The organism is Amycolatopsis sp. FBCC-B4732 (assembly GCF_023008405.1).
GTDB lineage: Bacteria > Actinomycetota > Actinomycetes > Mycobacteriales > Pseudonocardiaceae > Amycolatopsis > Amycolatopsis pretoriensis_A.
Genome location: NZ_CP095376.1, coordinates 3508169 through 3525403 on the forward strand (window position 1 = coordinate 3508169; position 17235 = coordinate 3525403).

Below are 17235 nucleotides of genomic sequence, written 5' to 3' on the forward strand. Positions count from 1 at the left end.
CATAGGGTTTCGGCATGAAGGTCGGCCTGCTCACCCGGGAGTACCCGCCGGAGGTCTACGGCGGCGCCGGGGTCCACGTGGAGTTCCTAGCCCGGGAGTTGCGGCCGCTGGTCGAGCTCGACGTGCACTGCTGGGGCGCGGACCGCGCCGACGCCACCGGGCACACGGATCCCCACGGCTACCGCCAGCCCGCGTTCACGACCATGGACATCGCGGTGTCCATGGCGAACGCCCTCGAAGGCCACGACCTCGCGCACAGCCACACCTGGTACGCGAACCTGGCCGGGCACCTGGCGAAGCTGACCCACGGCATCCCGCACGTCGTCACCGCGCACTCGCTGGAGCCGCTGCGGCCGTGGAAGGCCGAGCAGCTCGGCGGCGGCTACCGCGTCTCGTCGTGGATCGAGCGCGAGGCCTACGAGGCCGCGGACGCGATCGTCGCGGTCAGCGGCGGCATGCGCCGGGACGTCCTCGCCGCCTACCCCGCGGTGCCGCCCGAGCGCGTGCACGTGATCCACAACGGCATCGACACAGCGCTCTACCGCCCCGACCCCGGCACCGACGCGCTCGCGAAGCACGGCATCGACCCGGACCGGCCGTACGTGCTGTTCGTCGGCCGGATCACCCGCCAGAAGGGCGTCCCGCACCTGGTCCGGGCCGCGGCGAAGCTCGACCCGGGCGTCCAGCTGGTGCTGTGCGCGGGCGGCGCGGACACCCCCGAGCTGGACGCGGAGTTCCGCGGGCTGGTCGCCGAGCTGGAGCGGACGCGCACCGGGGTCCGCTGGATCCCCGAGATGCTGCCGCGCCCCGAGGTCGTGCAGCTGCTCACCCACGCGACGGTGTTCGCCTGCCCGTCGGTCTACGAGCCGCTCGGGATCGTGAACCTCGAGGCGATGGCGTGCGGCACCCCGGTGGTGGCCAGCGACGTCGGCGGCATCCCGGAGGTCGTCGACGACGGCCGGACGGGGCTGCTCGTGCACTACGACGAGCGTGACCCGGAAGGGTTCGAGGCGGGCCTCGCGGCCGCCCTGAACGAGGTGGTGGGCGCCCCGGACCGGGCCGTCGCGATGGGTACGGCCGGCCGCGAGCGCGCGGTCGGCGAGTTCGGCTGGAGGGCGATCGCCGAGCGGACGGTCGCCCTCTACGAAGCGTGCGGGAGGTCGTCGTGAACACTGGAGCCGACGTGCTGGGCATCGTGCTCGCGGGCGGCGAGGGCAAACGGCTGATGCCGCTCACCGCCGACCGCGCCAAACCCGCCGTGCCCTTCGGGGGTGTGCACCGGCTGGTCGACTTCGTGCTGTCGAACCTGGTGCACGGCGGGTTCCGGCGGCTGTGCGTGCTGACGCAGTACAAGTCGCACTCGCTCGACCGGCACATCTCGACGACGTGGCGGCTCTCGGCGCTCACCGGCGAGTACGTGACGCCGGTGCCGGCGCAGCAGCGGCTGGGGCCGCGCTGGTACCAGGGCAGCGCCGACGCCATCCACCAGAGCCTCAACCTGGTCTACGACGAGGACCCCGAGTACATCGCGGTGTTCGGCGCGGACAACATCTACCGGATGGACCCCCGGCAGATGCTGGACGCCCACATCGCCTCCGGTGCCGGCGTGACGGTGGCCGGGATCCGCGTGCCGCGGTCGGAGGCGAGCTCGTTCGGCGTCATCCGGACCACCGACGGGCTGATGATCGACGCGTTCATGGAGAAGCCCGAAGACCCGCCGGGCCTGCCGGACTCCCCCGAGGAGTCGTACGTGTCGATGGGCAACTACATCTTCACGACCAAGGTGATGCTCGAAGCGCTGCACGCGGACGCCGACAACGCGGCCTCGCACCACGACATGGGCCGCGACATCATCCCGGCGCTGGTCAAGTCGGGTGAAGCGGCCGTGTACAACTTCAACGGCAACGTCGTGCCCGGCGAGACCGAGCGCGACCACGGCTACTGGCGCGACGTCGGGACGATCGACAGCTACTACGACGCGCACACCGACCTGATTTCGACGCACCCGATCTTCAACCTCTACAACCGGAAGTGGCCGATCCTCGCCCACCCCGGCCAGCGCGCGGCGGCGAAGTTCGTCGAAGGCGGCTCGGCGAACCAGTCGATCGTCAGCAACGGCTGCATCATCTCCGGGGCCCAGGTCGTGGACTCGGTGCTCTCTCCCGACGTGCTCGTCGAGCAGGGCGCGGTGGTGCAGGGTTCGGTGCTGCTCGACGGCGCCCGCGTCGGCCGCGGAGCGGTGGTGCGGCGGGCGATCCTGGACAAGAACGTCGTGGTGCCGCCGGGGGCGCACATCGGTGTCGACCTGGCCCGCGACCGCGGGCACTACCACGTCAGCGAAGGCGGGATCGTCGTGCTCGGCAAGGGGGAACGCGCGATCTGAGGAGCTCAGGAGCCGGCGGCGGCCGAAATCCGCTCGACCACCTGGCGGGGGTCGATCCCCCAGCGCTCGGCGAGCTCGGAGATGGTGGCGCCCGCGGCGTACTCGGCGGCGATCAAGCTGTTGACGACGCCTGCCACGGCTCACTCCTCGACGACCGGGTGCACGAGCACCCGAGATGCTACATGTTCACTGCGGACGTCGAACAAAGTGCCACACGTCCGGCGGGCCGGCGTCCGCTCACCGCCCGGCTTTGTCCGGTTCCTGCGCCGGATTACCCGTATTCGCCTTCGCGCGTGTGGCACTGAAGACCGCGTCGAAGATCGGTGTCGGTTCTCGTTCGTCGCGCTTCGGCCGTTCGTCGTTCGGCGCGCGCTTTTCCTCTCCCACGCGCCCAGTTTCTGCGACGGCGGCCGGTTTCGCTCGGGCAACACCGAAAATCGCCCGGCCGGGGGATCACCCGCGTGGCGCCGATTTCGCTTTTCCCGGCGGGGAAAAACCGATTTCCCGTCGCGCGATTTCCGGGTGCGCGGGGAATAACCGCGGGTCGGGCGGGATTGCACCGGACATGAAAGCAGTCGTCTACCACCGTCACGGCGGACCCGAGGTGCTGGCACTGACCGAGCGAGCCGCGGCGGACCCGGGTCCCGGTGAAGTCCGCGTCCGGATCGTGGTGTCCGCGGTCAACCCCACCGACTGGAAGGCCCGTGGCGGCGCCCGCGCCGACCCGGGTGCCGAGGTACCCGAGACAGTGCCCAACCAGGACGGCGCCGGCGTGGTCGACGCCGTCGGCCCGGACGTCACCGGCTTCGCGCCGGGCGACCGCGTGTGGGTGGTCATCGCCGGCGCGTACGGGCCCGGGTCGGGCACCGCGCAGGAGTACACGGTGCTGCCGGCGGCCAAACTGGTCCGGCTGCCCGACGGCGCGGGCTTCGACGAGGGTGCCGGGCTCGGCATCCCGGCGCTGACCGCGCACCGGGCGCTCACCGTCGCCGAAGACGGGCCGTCCCGGCTCGCCCCCGGCGCCCTCGCCGGCCGCACGGTGCTGGTCAGCGGCGGCGCGGGCGCGGTCGGCAACGCGGCGATCCAGCTCGGCCGCTGGGCCGGGGCGACGGTGATCGCGACGGTCAGCAGCGACGAGAAGGCCGCCCTGGCCCGCGCGGCCGGCGCCCACCACGTCGTGCGCTACCCCGATCCTTCGCTGGGCGCCCGGATCCGCGAAGCCGCTCCCGACGGCGTCGACCTGGTGGTCGAGGTCGCGGCCGGGGTCAACGCGAAGCTGCACACCGAGGTGCTGCGCCCGCGCGGCACGGTCGCGATGTACGGCGACGACCGCGGCACGGGGACGGTGACCCTCGAGTTCGGCGCGAACGTGTGGCTGAACGCGCGGTACCAGTTCCTGGTGCTGTACACGGTGGGCGAGGACAAGCTGCGCGCCGGCACGGAGGACGTCACGGCGGCGCTGGCCGACGGCGCCCTGCGCGTGGGCGAGGACCGCGGCGTGCCGGTCCATCGCTTTTCCCTTGCCGACACGGCGAAGGCGCACGCGGCCTCGGAGGACGGCGTCACGGGCAAGGTCCTGATCGACGTCACCGCTCCCTGACCCGCCGCTCGTGCGCGACCACGGCCGGTGGCAGGTGGTCGAGGACACGGTCACCGACGTTGTGGCCTGACCTGCGGGTGCGCCGGGCCGGGGGGTCCCGGCGCACCCGGAGCGCGCGTTCCGTCCTTCCCCCGCGGTCCGACGTTCTACCATCGCCCGCGGAGGTGGGTGTGGAGCCGTTGGGACCGGGTGAACCGGCGCGGGCCGGGCGGTACCGGCTGCTCGCCGCGGTCGGCGCGGGCGGGATGGGACGGGTGCTGCTCGGCGTCGGCCCGGACGGCAGGCTCGCCGCCGTCAAGCGGGTCCACCGGCAGTTCGCGCACGACCCGGGCTTCCGCGAGCGGTTCCGCCGCGAGGTCGAGGTCTCCCGGCTGGTCTCGGGTGCCCACACCGCGGCGGTGCTGGACGCCGACCCGTTCGCGCCGGCGCCGTGGCTCGCTTCGGTCTTCGTCACCGGGCCGTCGCTGCAGGAAGCCGTCGACGCGACCGGGCCGCTGCCGCCCGCCGCGGTCCGGCACCTCGCCGCCGGGCTCGCGGCCGCGCTGACCGGCATCCACCGCGCCGGGCTGGTGCACCGGGACCTGAAGCCGGGCAACGTCCTGCTCGCCGAGGACGGGCCCCGCGTCATCGACTTCGGCATCGCCCGCGCCGCGGAAGGCGCCACCGACCTGACGCACACCGGCGTCATCCTGGGTTCGCCGGCGTTCATGTCGCCGGAGCAGGCGGACGGGCGGCCGCTGACCCCGGCGAGCGACGTCTTTTCGCTCGGTGCCCTGCTCGTGCTCGCCGCCACCGGGCGCAGCCCCTTCGCCGGGGCGTCGGCGCCGCAGTCGCTCTACAACGTCGTCCACACGCACCCGGACCTGCGGGCCCTGCCGCCGGACCTGCGCGCGCTCGCCGAGTCGTGCCTCGCCAAGGACCCGGCCCGGCGGCCCACACCCGCGCAGCTGCTCGAACTGCTCGGACCGCTGCCGCCGGTACAGCGCCCCTGGCCGCCCGCCGTGCACGCGCTGATCGCCCGCCGCCAGGCCGAGGTCGCGGCCGTCGTGGCCAAGCCGCCCAAGCCGCGCCGACGCCTGCGGGTCGCGCTCGCCGCCATCGCGGCCGCCGTCGTCCTCGGCGGCACGATCACCGCCGTCGCCCTGCTGAACGGCGACGACGGCGCGACCGCCGCCCCGGCGAGCGGCACCCCGCCGGCACCGGCCACGACGACGTCCGCGCCGAACCCCGACCCGCTCGGCCCGGACAAGCTGCGCGGGGCCGACCCCTGCGCGGTGCTGCCGTCGGTGCCCGGAACCGGGACGCTCACGCCGAAGATCGGCGTCCACTTCTTCGCCTGCACCTACGAGACGGCGCAGGGCCAGTGGCTGGAGCTGACCATCGGTGGCCCGGTCGCGGCCAAGGGGACGCCCGCCGGAGAGCTCGACGGCCGGCCGCTGAGCGTCGAGGACGAGACGACCCGCTGCACCGCGGCCGTGCCCGTCGTGGACCGCCCGGCCGCCACCATCGGCGTCGAGGCGAGTGACGCGGCCGGGAAGTTCGCCAAGCCGTGCGACACGGCGAAGGCCGCCCTCGGCGAAGCGGTGAAGCGGCTCCGGAGCTTCGATTCTCCTGTGCCGCAGGGAAGTCTCGCGCCGGTCGACCCGTGCGGGCTCGTCCCGGCGGCGACCGCCCAGCGGATCCTCGGCCCGGTCACCAAGGTCCAACCGAACGGGCTGCACGAATGCCACTGGCAGGTCGGCGGCGAAGTGACGCTGACGCTCGAACGCGGCAGCCGGCCGTTCGTGTCGAAGGATTCCTACTACGACTCGGCGGGCACCGTCGACCTCGACGGCGTCACCGCCTTCTTCACCACCAAGCGGTTCAACCCGGCGAAGGTGCTCTGCAGCCTGACCTGGCTGCACCGGCCGATCGACGAACGGATGTCGGAGAACGTGACCGTCGCCTACAGCACGTCCGCCGGCTCGCTGGGTCCCGACGAGACCTGCCGCCGCACGCAGTACTTCGCCAAGGCGGCCCGGCCGGGGCTGCCGAAGCCGTGAAGCCACTCGAAGCGGGCGAGGCCCGCACCGCCGGGAAGTACCGCCTGATCGCCGAACTCGGCGAGGGCGGCATGGGCCGCGTCCTGCTCGGCGTGGCCCCCGACGGGCGGCTCGTCGCGCTCAAGCAGGTGCACGCCGAGTTCGCGCGCGACCCGCACTTCCGCGGCCGGTTCCGGCAGGAAGTCGTGGCCTCGCAACGGGTCTCGGGAGCGTTCACGGCGGCCGTCATGGACGCCGATCCCGACGCCGAAACGCCGTGGCTGGCGTCGGTGTTCGTCACCGGGCCGTCGCTGAAGGAAGCCGTCGAAGCGACCGGGCCGCTGCCGGTCGAGGCCGTGCGCAGGCTCGCCGTCGGGCTGGCGACCGCGTTGACCGAGATCCACCGCGTCGGCCTGATCCACCGCGACCTCAAGCCCGGCAACGTGTTGCTCACCGGCGACGGGCCACGCGTCATCGACTTCGGCATCGCGCGCGCCGCCGAGGGCGGGGCGGACCTCACCGGGACCGGCGGCATCGTGGGCTCCCCCGCGTTCATGTCGCCGGAGCAGGCCGAAAGCCGGCCGCTGACCCCGGCGAGCGACATCTTCTCCCTCGGCGGCCTGCTCGTCATGGCGGCCACCGGACGCGGGCCCTTCACCGGTTCGACGACGGCGCAGCTGCTCTACAACGTCGTGCACGCCGTACCGGACCTGACCGCGGTGCCGCCCGGGCTGCGGGCGCTGGTCGAGCCGTGCCTGGCCAAGGACCCGGCGCGGCGGCCGTCGCCGGCGCAGCTCCTCGACTTCCTCGGCTCGGTGCCGCCGGGGCCGTGGCCACCGCCGGTGCACCGGCTGATCGAGGCGCAGGACACCGCGGTCCGCACCGCGCTCGCGTGGCCGGCGCCCGAGCCGCTGCCCGCCCCGCCACGGCGGCGCCGCTGGGTGCCGCTCGTCGCGGTGGCGGCCGCCCTCGCCGCGCTCGCCACCGGCAGCCTGGTGGCGGTCGAGGTGTTCGGTGCCGATCCGCCGCCGCCGAGTCAGCACCTGGACCCGGTGAGCCTGGAAACGCTGCGGCGCACCGATCCCTGCCGGGTGCTCGACGGCGTCTCGGTCGCGGACGTCGGCAAGCTGCAGGCCGAGCCGGACCCGCTGTACTTCGACCGTTGCGACTTCAAGAACCGGTCCGGCGCCAGGATCGGCGTCAAACTGGGCGACCGCATCTACGTCGAGGGCGGCCGGCCCACCGAGGACCTCGACGGCCGGCCGGTGCTGTTCAGCGAGATCAGCGGCAGCACGTGCGACGCGAGCGTCCAGCTCCCCGCTCAGCCCGAACTCGGCGTGACGGCGCTGGCGAAGACGTGCGCGCTGGCGAAAACCGCGCTCGGGACGGTGCTCCAGCGCCTCCGCGACGGCGGGATCGGGTACGCCCTGCCGCCGGGCACGCTGCTCGCGCTGGACCCGTGCCAGGTGCCCGAGAAGCCCGAGGCGGTGCTGGGCCCGGTCCGCCAGGTCACGCTCAACCGCCTCCGCGAGTGCGAGTGGACGGCCACGACGTCGCTGCGGCTGACGTTCGAGAAGCTGACCGTGGTCCCGGAGGAGGGCACACCGGTCGACCTCGGCGGGGTGCCGGCCACCCGCCGCGAAACCGGCGACAGCTGCACGGTGACGTGGAACCACCGCCGGTTCGACGCGACGCAGGCGGAGCACGTCCGGCTCTTCGCGACGAAGCCGGGCGGCGGCGCCTGCGACACGGCGGTGGCGTTCGGCAAAGCGCTGGTGGGCAAGCTGCCCCGGCCGTGAGTCAGCCGCGCAGCCCGCGGCGCAGGGCCTCGACCTCGTCGGCGAACATCCGGCGCGAGATCCCGGCCGCCTCGACCATGCCGGAGCCGTGGAACGTACCCGGGTAGTGGCGGAGCTCGACCGCGACACCGGCGTGGGCCAGGCGCTGGGCGTACTCGATGCCTTCGTCGCGCAGCGGGTCGAACTGGCACGTCGTCACGAACGCGGGCGGCAGGCCGGCCAGGTCGGTGGCGCGGGCCGGGGCCGCGTACGGGGAAACGCCGTCGCCGCCCGGTTCCGCACCGAGGTAGCTCGTCCAGCTGAAGATCGCGTTCGGGCGGTTCCAGACCGGGGTGTCGACGTACGCCCGCATCGACGGGGTGGTGAGCCGGTCGTCCAGTTCCGGGATGCCGAGGTACTGGAAGGCGAGCGCGGGGCCGCCGCGGTCGCGGGCCAGCAGCGCGACCGCCGCGGAGAGGCCGCCGCCCGCGCTCTCGCCGGCGACGCCGAGGCGGGCCGGGTCGACGCCCAGCTCGTCGGCCTTGGCTTCGAGCCAGGTCAGGGCCGCGTAGCAGTCTTCGACCGGCGCCGGGAACGGGTGATCGGGCGCGAGCCGGTAGTCGACCGAGACGATCACGATGCCGAGCTCGTCGACCAAGCGGAGCAGGGACGTGTGGAACATGTCGAGGTCGCCGAGGACGAACCCGCCACCGTGGATGTAGAGCAGTCCGGGCACGGCTTCGGTGCGCCCGGCCGGGGTGTAGACGCGCACCGGTACGTCCGGGGCGTCGGACGGGCCGGGCACCGCGGTGTCCCGGACGTCGATCGGGTCGGCCGGCTCGTAGCTCGGGAGGACTTCTCCCAGCTGCGACATCGAAGACCGCGCGGCCAGCAGGGATTCGTGGTCGGTCAGGGCCACCGCCGGCAGCATGTCCAGCCAGGGCAGCAGCTCGGGGTCGATCGCGTAGGTCATGCCCCCGATCATCGGCCGCCCGCCCGGCCCGGGCCACCGCCACGCGGCGGGCGTTGGTGCCGCGGAACTCGCCATCCGGCGGCGAGCGCGCCTATCGTGACGGCATGAAGGGGCTGCTGCTGCGGCTGTCCGGCCTCGACGCCGACGCCGAGAACGCCGTGCGGGTGATCGGGTTCTTCGACCGCTTGATCACCGCGCGAGCGGACCTCGACACCCTGGTCCGCACGACGGCCGACCTCGCGGGCTGCCCGGTCGGCGTGCACGCGCCGGGCCGCGGCCTGTCCCTGCGCGCGGCCCCGGGCGGCGAGGTTTCGGCGCCGGGGACGGCACCGACCGGGTCGGCGGTCCGCTCGCTGGAGGGCGGGGTGGCCGTGTGGGTGGCTCGCGCGGGCGCGCCGCTGCCGCTGGACGACATGCTGCTGGAGCGGTTCGCGATCGCGACGGCGATCTTGCTGGAGCACTCCGGCGTGCCGACGCCGGAACTCGGGGATCCGGCGCTGGTGGAGCTGGCCCTCACGGAGGACGCCGGGACGGCGGAGCGCTCCCGGGCACTGCACCTGCTGGGGTTCGGCCCGTCGGCCCGGCTGCGGGTGCTGGCCACGGTGGGCGGGGAGGTACCCGCGGGCCGGTCGGCGCTGCTCGGGAACGTGCGGGCGGTGCTGGTCGCGGATGCCCCGCGGTCGCCCGCCGGCTCCGGTGCGCAGGCGACCGCGACCCCGGCGGGTCACCGCGTGGGCGTCGGCCCCGTCGTACCCGCCATCGAGGTCGCTCGCTCCTGGGCCGCCGCGCGGACCGCGCTCAAGTTCACCTCCGACGGCGACCCCGTCGTCTCGTGGGAGCGGCTCGGCAGCCTCGCCGCCTTCGAGGGCGCGCTCTCCCCCGCCGGCCTCGCCGAACTCGCCGACGTCCGCGCGCTCGACCGGCTCGCCGCCGAGACCCACGGGGAAGACACCCTCGCCGCGCTCGAGGCCCTGTGCGCCACCGGGTCGGCTCGCAAGGCGGCCGCGGTGCTGCACCGGCACCACAGCACCATGCCGGCGCGGCTCGCGCGGGCCGAGGCCGTGCTCGGGTTCGACGTCGACTCCCCCGCCGGCCGCTTCCGGTTGCACCTCGCCTTGATGCTGCGGCGGTTGCGGGACAACGCCGAACTCAGCCGACCGTCCTGAGTGGACCCCGCACCAGGTCCGCCGCCGCGACGGGCCAGGACGGGAAGGCGAACTCGAAACCGGCCTCCAGCAGCCGTCCCGGGACCACGAAACGGCTCTTCAGCAGCAGCTCCGGGTCGCTGCGCAGCACGAACGCGCCGAGCGCGGCCATCCACCTCGTCGCCGGCAGTCCGAACGGTACACCCGCGGCCGTGCGTAGTGCCCGCAGGAACTCCTTGTACGGCAACGGTTCCGGGGCCGCCAGGTTCACCGGGCCGCTCAGCTCCTCGTGCTCGACGAGGAAGTCGATCGCCCGGAGCAGGTCGGCCTCGTGGATCCACGACATGTACTGCCCGCCGCCGGCGACCGGGCCACCGAGGCCGAGCCGCGTCAGGCGGAGCAGCATCTCGAACGCCCCGCCCGGTTCCGGGCTCATCACCATCGACGTCCGCAGCGCGACCTTGCGCGTGTGCGGCGTATCGGCGAGTTCCTGCTCGCGCTCCCACGCCCGCGCGATGTCGACGCTGGAGGACCAGTACGCCGGCACGTCCGGCTCGGCGCCGCCCAGGACGCCGGTGGCCTCGTCGTTCGGGGCGTCGTGGCGGTGCGCGTAGATCGTCGCCGTGCTCATCTGCAGCCAGAGCCGCGGCGGCCGCGCGGCGCGCTCGATCGCACCCCCGACGACCCGCGCGGAGTCGACGCGGGAGTTCCACATCTCCCGCAGGTTCGCCCGGGTGTAGCGGCAGTTCACCGACCGGCCCGCCAGGTTGACGACGACGTCGCTGCCGTCGATCTCCGCCGTCCACGGCCCCGCGCTCCGCCCGTCCCAACCGGCGGTGCGCACGCCCGGCTCCGCGGCGGCCGTCCCGCGCGTCAGGACGACGACCTCGTGGCCGCAGCCCGCCAGCGCCCGGCTCAGCACACGCCCCAGGTGTCCGGTCCCGCCCGGCATCACGACCTTCATGATCCCACCGTACCGAAAGAGTTGAACGCGTTCAAATACTCTTCTCGACGAGGTCGAGCAGCGTCCGCAGCGCCCGGCTCGGCGGCTTGGCCGCGGCGGTGACCAGGTTGAGCGGCCAGTCCAGCCCGGCGCCGGCCAGCGGCCGGACCACGACGTCCGCGTCGGCCGGCGCGGGCGTGTCCGGGACGACCGCGACGCCGAGCCCGGCGCGCACGTACCCCGGGACCGGGCGCAGGTCGGCGACCTCGACGGTGACCCGCCGCGGCGAGCCGAGCGCGTCGAAGGCCCGGTCCAGCAGGACCCGGTTGCCGAACCCGCGCGGGGTGTCGATGAAGGCCTCGCCGGCGAGGTCGGCCAGCCGGACGGCCTTCCGGGCGGCGAGCCGGTGCGTGGCCGGCAGCACCACGACGAACGGGCGCGTGTCGACCCGCAGCACGTCCAGCCCGGCGAGGTCGGTCTCGGGCAGGCCCACCAGAGCGACGTCGAGCCGGCCCTGGCGGACCTCGTCGGCCAGCCCGGTGGAGCCGGTGACCGACACCGTCACGTGGATGTCCACCAGCGGGTAGCGCCGGTGGAACGCGCCGAGCAGCGCGGGCAGGTCGACGCCGCCGATCGACGTCAGCGTGCCGATGCGCAGGCTGCCGCGCAGGCCCTCCGAGGCCTCCTGGACGGTCGCGCGCGCCCGTTCGAGGGCCTCGATCGCCGCCTTGGCCTCGGGCAGGAACGCGGCACCCGCGGCCGACAGCGCGACCCGGCGGGTGGACCGGTCGAACAGCCGCGTGCCGAGCTCGGCTTCGAGGGACCGCACGGCGGCGGACACGGTGGACTGCACCGCGAACACCCGCTGGGCGGCCCGGGTGAAGCTGAGTTCCTCGGCGACGGCGACGAAGTACTCGAGCTGACGCGTCTCCATCCACCCAATCTATCGTCTTGACCGATAACTGGGACCAGCACTTTTCGTTGGACTTGCTGAGTCGGCGGGGTGATCGTGGACAGCGGAAGATCCACTGCGTTCTGGAAGGTCCCGATGTCCGTCACCCTGTCCCCCGCCCGGCTCCGCGTGAGCCACGGGCTGGGTTTCCGCGTCGTCGCGGTCGCGTTCGCGACGGCGCTCGCGTTCTCCACCCTGCCGACCCCGCTCTACGCGCTTTACCAGCAGCGGGACGGCTTCCCCGCTTTCCTCGTCACGGTGATCTTCGCCGCCTACGCGGTCGGCGTGATGCTCAGCCTGTACCTCGCCGGGCACGTCAGCGACTGGCTCGGGCGCCGCCGCGTCCTGCTCGCCGGGCTGCTCGCGGAAGCCCTCGCCGCCGCGCTCTTCCTGCTGTGGCCGGACGTTCCCGGCCTGATCGTCGCGCGGCTCCTCAGCGGCGCGGGGATCGGCGTCATCACCGCGACGGCCACCGCGCACCTGTCCGAGCTGCGGGCCCCCGCGCTCACCGCGACCGTCGTGAACGCCGGTGGTCTGGCCCTCGGCCCGCTCGTGGGCGGGGTGTTCGCGCGGTTCGCCGTCCACCCGCTGAGCACGCCGTTCGCGGTGTTCCTGGTCGTGCTCCTGCTCGAAGCGATCGCGGTGAGCCTGGTGCCGGAGACGGTCGAACGCCGGGAAGAGCGCCCGGCCTACCGCCCGCAGCGGCTCTCGCTGCCGCCGTCGGCCCGGCGCGAGTTCACCGGCGCCGCGATCGGCGCGTTCGCGGCGTTCGCGCTGAGCGGTCTGTTCATGGCGCTCGCCCCGGCTTTGCTGGCGCACGAACTGCACGAGCCGTCCCGCCTGCTCGCCGGGCTCGCGCCGTTCACCATGCTGGGCAGCGCGGCGCTCGCCCAGATCGCGTTCTCACGCCTCGGCACGCGCGCGCAGCTGCGGTCCGGCTACGTGCTGATGGGCACCGGCCTGGTGCTGCTGACGGCGTCGGCGTTCGCGGCCTCGCTCCCGCTGTTCTTCGCCGCCGGCGTGCTCGCGGGCGCCGGGTTCGGGCTGGGCTTCCGCGCGTCGGTCGGCACGGTGGCGGCGCTCGCGGACGACCTCACCCGCGGCGAAGTGCTGGCGGCGCTGTTCCTCGTGGCGTACGCGGGTCTCGTGCTGCCGGTGCTGCTCGTCGGGCTGGCGCTGCTCCTGGCGCCGGGTTCGGTGGCGCTGGCCGGGTTCGCGGTGCTGGAACTCGCGCTGCTCGCCTGGTCCGTTCACCGCTCGGTGTAGACGAACCCGATCTTGTCGACCTCGCCGCCGGCGCGCCCGTGGAAGCCGGCGAGCTGCCAGCCCGCCGGCGCCACGCGGGTCACGCAGTCCGCCGTCGCCGAGCCGCCGGCCAGGGTGCGGCCGGTGCTGGTCGTGAACGCCGCGGAGAAGATCCGCGTGTGGCCCTGGTAGCTGCCCTGGCACAAGGTCGCTCGCGTGACGTATTCGCCGGCGCCGAGGGTCAGCGCGGCCGCCGTCCCGCCGGTCCCGCCGTGGGTCAGCACCGTGCCGTTCTCGAGCGTGACGCCGAGCTGGTCCACCCGCGAGCCCGCGCGCAGGGAGAGCGTCCGGACGCGGGCGCCCGCTCCGACGGCACCGACGTCGGTGAAGTAGTCGCCGTGGGGGCCGCCGAACTGCTCGGACAGGCGCAGCGCCGGGTTGCGCTTCCAGCCGAACCCGACGGTGACCGGGTCGTGGTCGGACAGCGTCCGGCCTTGGTCGTCGAGGAACTTCGCGTGCTCGTTGTGGTAGGCCGTCGCGTCGAGGGAGACGAGCGGGCTGCCGCGGTAGAGGACCTTGTCGACGACTTCGCAGTCGTCGGTGACGTGCTGCGGGTCGCACACCAGCGCGGGACTGCCCGGGGCGGGCGCGGACCCGCCGCGGACGAGCTGCACCCAGGCGTCGGTGAGGCCGTTGTCGGCGGCGAACGCCGCGATCGTGTCCGCCGCGCGGGTGTAGCGCGTGTTGGTGTCGCCCATGACGAGCACCGGGTTGCCCGCCGAGTGGGTGCGGATGAACGCGGTCAGCTGCGCCAGGTTCGACGCGCGCGACTCCTCGTCGCCGTCGTTCGTGCCCGCGTTGGTGTGCACGTTGTACGCGTCGACGTAGACGCCCTCGGCGAGCCTCAGCCGCATGAAGGTGAATCCCTTGGGCGTCAGGCAGTCCCCGGAGTCGAACTGGCACGAGTTCCAGCGCACGCGCTCGAAGTCGCCGGTGTCGTAGGGCAGCGACGACAGCGTGTTCAGGCCGCTGCCGATCCCCGCGCCGCCGCTCGTCGGGGTGCGGTACGGGTGGTGGTCGGCCGCGTAGAGCGTGGCGTGGTAGTTGAAGTCCTCCTCGACGTGCACCACGTCGTAGGGGCCCAGCCGCTGCCCGATGGCCGTCGTGGCCGGCTCGCGGGGAGTCGGCGCGCTCGAAATGCCTTCGGGCAGCCCGGCGACGTTGTAGCTCAGCACGGAGAAGGTGCCGCCGTCGGCGGAATCGGCGTGCGCGGCGGCCGGCACCAGCGCGGCGGCCGCGCACAGCAGGACCACGACGGCGAGGCGGATCTTCACGGAGTACCTCGTTCTCCCGGGGACGAGCGACCGGAATGATCGGGCGGCGCCGGGACGCGCGTCAAGGGCCCGCGGGGGAATTCGGCCGAAAGCCGGACCGTTCTTTCCGCCGCCGCCGTGAATTCGTCGAATTCGACCGCCGCTCGCTGATTCCGGGACATCGCCGCACGGGTCCTCGCGGCGGCCTACAGTCTTGAGGATGACCGGACCGCCGATCGTCGCCGGGGTGGATGGGTCGGCCGAGTCGCTCGATGCCGTCCGCTGGGCCGCACGGGCCGCGCGCCTGCGGGGCGCGCCGCTCGAAGTCGTGCATGCCCTCGATGTGCCCGCGCTGCTCGCCGGTGGAGTCGTGCCGCCGCCGGACGAGCTGGTGGACGGCCTGCGGGCGCGGGGCCGGCGGGCGTTGCGGATCGCGCGGGAGCTCGCCGCCGCGCACGGTGTCGATGATGCGGCCACGCGGCTCGATCCCGATCGGGCGGCGCAGGCGCTGATCGAGGCGTCGAGGTCCGCCGCGCTGCTCGTCGTCGGCTCGGCCGGGCACGGGCGGCTCACCAGCCTGCTCGCCGGCTCGGTCGCCGCGGCCGTCGGGACGCACGCGCGCTGCGACACCGTCGTCGTCCGCGGGGACGGCTGGGACGAGCCGGACGCGGCGCAGCGCCCGGTCGTCACCGGGATCGACGGCAGCGAAGCCGGCATCCGGGTCCTGGAAGCCGCGCTGGCCGAAGCGCGCACCCGCGGCGCCCCGCTCGTCGTGCTGCACGCCTGGGCGGACACGCCACCGCCGCGCGCGGATCCCCGGTGCGTCACCGAAGCCGGGCACCGGCTGCTCGGCGCGGGGGTGCTGGCCCACGACACCGGCGACGTCGAAGTCGAGCGCGTCCTGGTGCACGCCCACCCGCGGCGGGAGCTGATCGAGCGCAGCGGCGACGCCCAGCTCGTCGTCCTCGGCGACCGCGGCCGCGGCGGCTTCCCCGGTCTCCTGCTCGGTTCGACCGGCCAGGCCCTGCTGCACCACGCCGCCTGCCCGGTCCTGCTGGTCCGCACCGCCGGGTGAGGAGAAGTGAAACGGAAGTGCCGCCGTCCAGGATGAGGGCATGAAGACTACGATCCGAGCCGGACTGGTGGCCGCGCTGGCGGGCGCCACGGTGCTGGCGGCCCCGGCCCAGGCGGCCACGATCACCCAGAAGACCGCCGTCTGCCATTCCGGCGACTTCGGCGGCTCGTTCACCCTGCGCTACGAGACCTCCGGCGGCTACCACCACATGATCGGGGCGACGACGTCGTCCGGGCCGTACATCGGCGACGCGGGCAACCTGCTGCTGCGGATCTCCTACCGCGACGGCTTCACCACGCACACGGTCTACACCCGGTCCGTGCCGACGTCCGGGACCACGAGCCTGACGCTGCCCCCGGGCGTCGACGTGCCGGCGACCGCGCCGGGGACGGCGTCGACGACCTTCACCAACGGCACCGACTCCTGCGTCGCGACGGTGCCGATCACGTAACCGGGTCGAGCGCCGCCCGCAGGATGGCCCGCGCGGAACCCGCCAGCACCTCGGCGGCCCGCGCGCGGTCGAGGCCGCCGATGTCGGTCAGCCAGACCAGGGACTCGATGCCGGACGCCGAGCGGATCGCCGTCGCCAGGCCGTGGACGTCCAGGTGCGGGTGCGTGTCCGCGAGCGGGACGAGGGCCTCCTCGATCCAGCGGATCGCCCGGCCCCGGCGCAGTACCGGCTGCCGGGCGCCGGGCTCCAGGGACAGCCGGAGCTGCGCGCGCAGCTGCGGCTCCCAGCGCAGGGTGAAGGCGATGAACTCCCGCATCACGAGCTCGAGCCGCGCGACGGGATCGGCGGGCGCGTCCGCGGGCAGCAGGCCGGCGTCGTCCTGGATCTCCGGATAGGCGGCGAGCAGCAGCGCGCGCTGGTTGGGGAAGTACCGGTAGGCGGTGGTACGCGAAATCCCGGCCGCCGCGGCAGCGTCCTCGACGGTCGGCGACCCACCATCGGCGAGCAGCGCGTGCGCGGCCTCGACCAGCGCGGCCCGGGTCCGGCCCTTCTGCCGCTGCCTGCCGGTGGACTCGTATGGGACTGCCATGCCATCATGGTACTCACGTCCCACGAAGGAGGCGGCCATGACCGGTGACCCGGCCGAAACGAACCCCGAGCTGTACCAGGTGGTTTTCGAGAACGAGCGGGTGCGGGTGCTGGAGTACCGCGACCGGCCGGGCGATCGGACCGAGCCCCACCGGCACCCCGACACGGTGATGGTCACGTTGAGCGCCTTCAGCCGCCGAATCTCGTCGGGCGGCCGCGAGGTGGCGGTGGACTTGCCTGCGGGGGCGGTGCGCTGGGTGGGGGCGCAGGAGCATTCGGGCGAGAACGTCGGCACCACGCCTACGCACTCGCTGTTCGTGGAGTTGAAGGAACCCGGTGGGGCGGTGGCGGGTTCCGCGCTGGGGCCGGCCCCGGCTGGCGGGTAGGGAGTTTCGCGTGCGGGCAGCACGGTCGGGCTTGTGAGGGGTTTGTTGCGGTTCGTGGCTGGTTCGATGCTGCCGCGGGTGAGGGGCGCCGGGGGAAGGTTGGCAGTTGCGGTGAACGGCCAGCGCAGTGATGCCGCGACTGTGGGGCCACCGCGGGAAGCTCAGCAGTTGCGGTGAATGGCCAGTCCAGTGCCGCCGCGGCTGAGGGACCGCCGCGGAAAGCTCGGCAGTCGCGGGGAAGGCCAGCGCAGTGATCCCGCTAGCGACGGGACGCCACAGGAAGCTCAGCAGTTGCGGCGAACAGCCAGTCCAGTGACCCCGCGAGAGAGGGACCACCGCGGAAAGCTTGGCGGTTGCGGTGAACGGCCAGCGCAGTGATGCC

General features: G+C 73.9%; 17 protein-coding genes. 10 read left to right on the forward strand and 7 right to left on the reverse strand.

Annotated features, from left to right (window positions below):
* Positions 1–14 precede the first annotated feature (14 nt).
* The gene (gene glgA, locus MUY14_RS15075) at positions 15–1169 is read left to right on the forward strand and encodes a glycogen synthase (RefSeq protein WP_247023630.1); all 1155 of its coding nucleotides are present in this window, start codon (positions 15–17) and stop codon (positions 1167–1169) included.
* A complete protein-coding gene (glgC, locus tag MUY14_RS15080; protein ID WP_247023631.1) occupies positions 1166–2383 on the forward strand; it encodes a glucose-1-phosphate adenylyltransferase in 1218 nt (405 codons plus the stop codon). Before glgA ends, glgC begins: the two co-directional genes overlap by 4 nt.
* 5 nt (positions 2384–2388) lie before the next feature.
* Here glgC and MUY14_RS46880 read toward each other — a convergent pair whose 3' ends face one another.
* Positions 2389–2520: a hypothetical protein gene (locus MUY14_RS46880; RefSeq protein ID WP_281506299.1), complete on the reverse strand. Its 132-nt coding sequence runs from the start codon at positions 2518–2520 to the stop codon at positions 2389–2391.
* A 100-nt stretch (positions 2521–2620) separates the two neighbouring features.
* Positions 2621–2770: a hypothetical protein gene (locus tag MUY14_RS15085; RefSeq protein WP_247023632.1), complete on the reverse strand. Its 150-nt coding sequence runs from the start codon at positions 2768–2770 to the stop codon at positions 2621–2623.
* 178 nt (positions 2771–2948) lie between these two features.
* On the opposite strand from MUY14_RS15085, the gene MUY14_RS15090 reads away from it, so the two are divergent.
* From MUY14_RS15090 to MUY14_RS15100, 3 genes are all read left to right on the forward strand, one after another.
* On the forward strand, positions 2949–3983 hold the full coding sequence (locus tag MUY14_RS15090; RefSeq protein ID WP_247023633.1) for an NADPH:quinone reductase: 1035 nt from the start codon (positions 2949–2951) through the stop codon (positions 3981–3983).
* 170 nt (positions 3984–4153) lie between these two features.
* On the forward strand, positions 4154–6025 hold the full coding sequence (locus tag MUY14_RS15095) for a serine/threonine-protein kinase (RefSeq protein WP_247023634.1): 1872 nt from the start codon (positions 4154–4156) through the stop codon (positions 6023–6025).
* Complete coding sequence (locus tag MUY14_RS15100; protein WP_247023635.1) at positions 6022–7803, forward strand: serine/threonine-protein kinase; 1782 nt, start codon at positions 6022–6024, stop codon at positions 7801–7803. Before MUY14_RS15095 ends, MUY14_RS15100 begins: the two co-directional genes overlap by 4 nt.
* Before the next feature lies 1 nt (position 7804).
* Here the strand turns inward: MUY14_RS15100 and MUY14_RS15105 are convergent, their stop codons facing one another.
* Positions 7805–8755, reverse strand: coding sequence for an alpha/beta hydrolase (locus tag MUY14_RS15105; RefSeq protein ID WP_247023636.1), 951 nt, complete (start codon positions 8753–8755; stop codon positions 7805–7807).
* 104 nt (positions 8756–8859) lie between these two features.
* On the opposite strand from MUY14_RS15105, the gene MUY14_RS15110 reads away from it, so the two are divergent.
* Positions 8860–9921 (forward strand): CdaR family transcriptional regulator, encoded by a 1062-nt coding sequence (locus MUY14_RS15110; RefSeq protein ID WP_247023637.1) that lies wholly within the window; start codon positions 8860–8862, stop codon positions 9919–9921.
* On the opposite strand, the gene MUY14_RS15115 is transcribed toward MUY14_RS15110, so the two are convergent.
* Entirely contained in the window at positions 9905–10864 is a 960-nt protein-coding gene (locus tag MUY14_RS15115; RefSeq protein WP_247023638.1) for a TIGR01777 family oxidoreductase, read from the reverse strand. The genes MUY14_RS15110 and MUY14_RS15115 overlap by 17 nt on opposite strands.
* A 31-nt stretch (positions 10865–10895) precedes the next feature.
* Positions 10896–11777 carry a LysR family transcriptional regulator gene (locus tag MUY14_RS15120; RefSeq protein WP_247023639.1) on the reverse strand — a complete coding sequence of 294 codons (882 nt, stop codon included), beginning with the start codon at positions 11775–11777 and terminating at the stop codon, positions 10896–10898.
* A 114-nt stretch (positions 11778–11891) separates the two neighbouring features.
* On the opposite strand from MUY14_RS15120, the gene MUY14_RS15125 reads away from it, so the two are divergent.
* Positions 11892–13061, forward strand: a complete 1170-nt coding sequence (locus tag MUY14_RS15125) for an MFS transporter (protein ID WP_247023640.1) — start codon at positions 11892–11894, stop codon at positions 13059–13061.
* Here the strand turns inward: MUY14_RS15125 and MUY14_RS15130 are convergent.
* Complete coding sequence (locus tag MUY14_RS15130) at positions 13046–14374, reverse strand: jacalin-like lectin (RefSeq protein WP_247023641.1); 1329 nt, start codon at positions 14372–14374, stop codon at positions 13046–13048. The genes MUY14_RS15125 and MUY14_RS15130 overlap by 16 nt on opposite strands.
* A gap of 199 nt (positions 14375–14573) precedes the next feature.
* On the opposite strand from MUY14_RS15130, the gene MUY14_RS15135 reads away from it, so the two are divergent.
* Positions 14574–15428, forward strand: a complete 855-nt coding sequence (locus tag MUY14_RS15135) for a universal stress protein (protein WP_247023642.1) — start codon at positions 14574–14576, stop codon at positions 15426–15428.
* Positions 15429–15468: 40 nt separating this feature from the next.
* Entirely contained in the window at positions 15469–15879 is a 411-nt protein-coding gene (locus tag MUY14_RS15140; protein ID WP_247023643.1) for a hypothetical protein, read from the forward strand.
* On the opposite strand, the gene MUY14_RS15145 is transcribed toward MUY14_RS15140, so the two are convergent.
* Positions 15872–16468, reverse strand: coding sequence for a TetR/AcrR family transcriptional regulator (locus MUY14_RS15145; RefSeq protein WP_247023644.1), 597 nt, complete (start codon positions 16466–16468; stop codon positions 15872–15874). The two genes, MUY14_RS15140 and MUY14_RS15145, sit on opposite strands and share 8 nt — an antisense overlap.
* Before the next feature lie 37 nt (positions 16469–16505).
* Between MUY14_RS15145 and MUY14_RS15150 the strand changes: the two genes are divergently transcribed.
* Complete coding sequence (locus MUY14_RS15150; RefSeq protein ID WP_247023645.1) at positions 16506–16853, forward strand: cytoplasmic protein; 348 nt, start codon at positions 16506–16508, stop codon at positions 16851–16853.
* Positions 16854–17235: the final 382 nt, after the last annotated feature.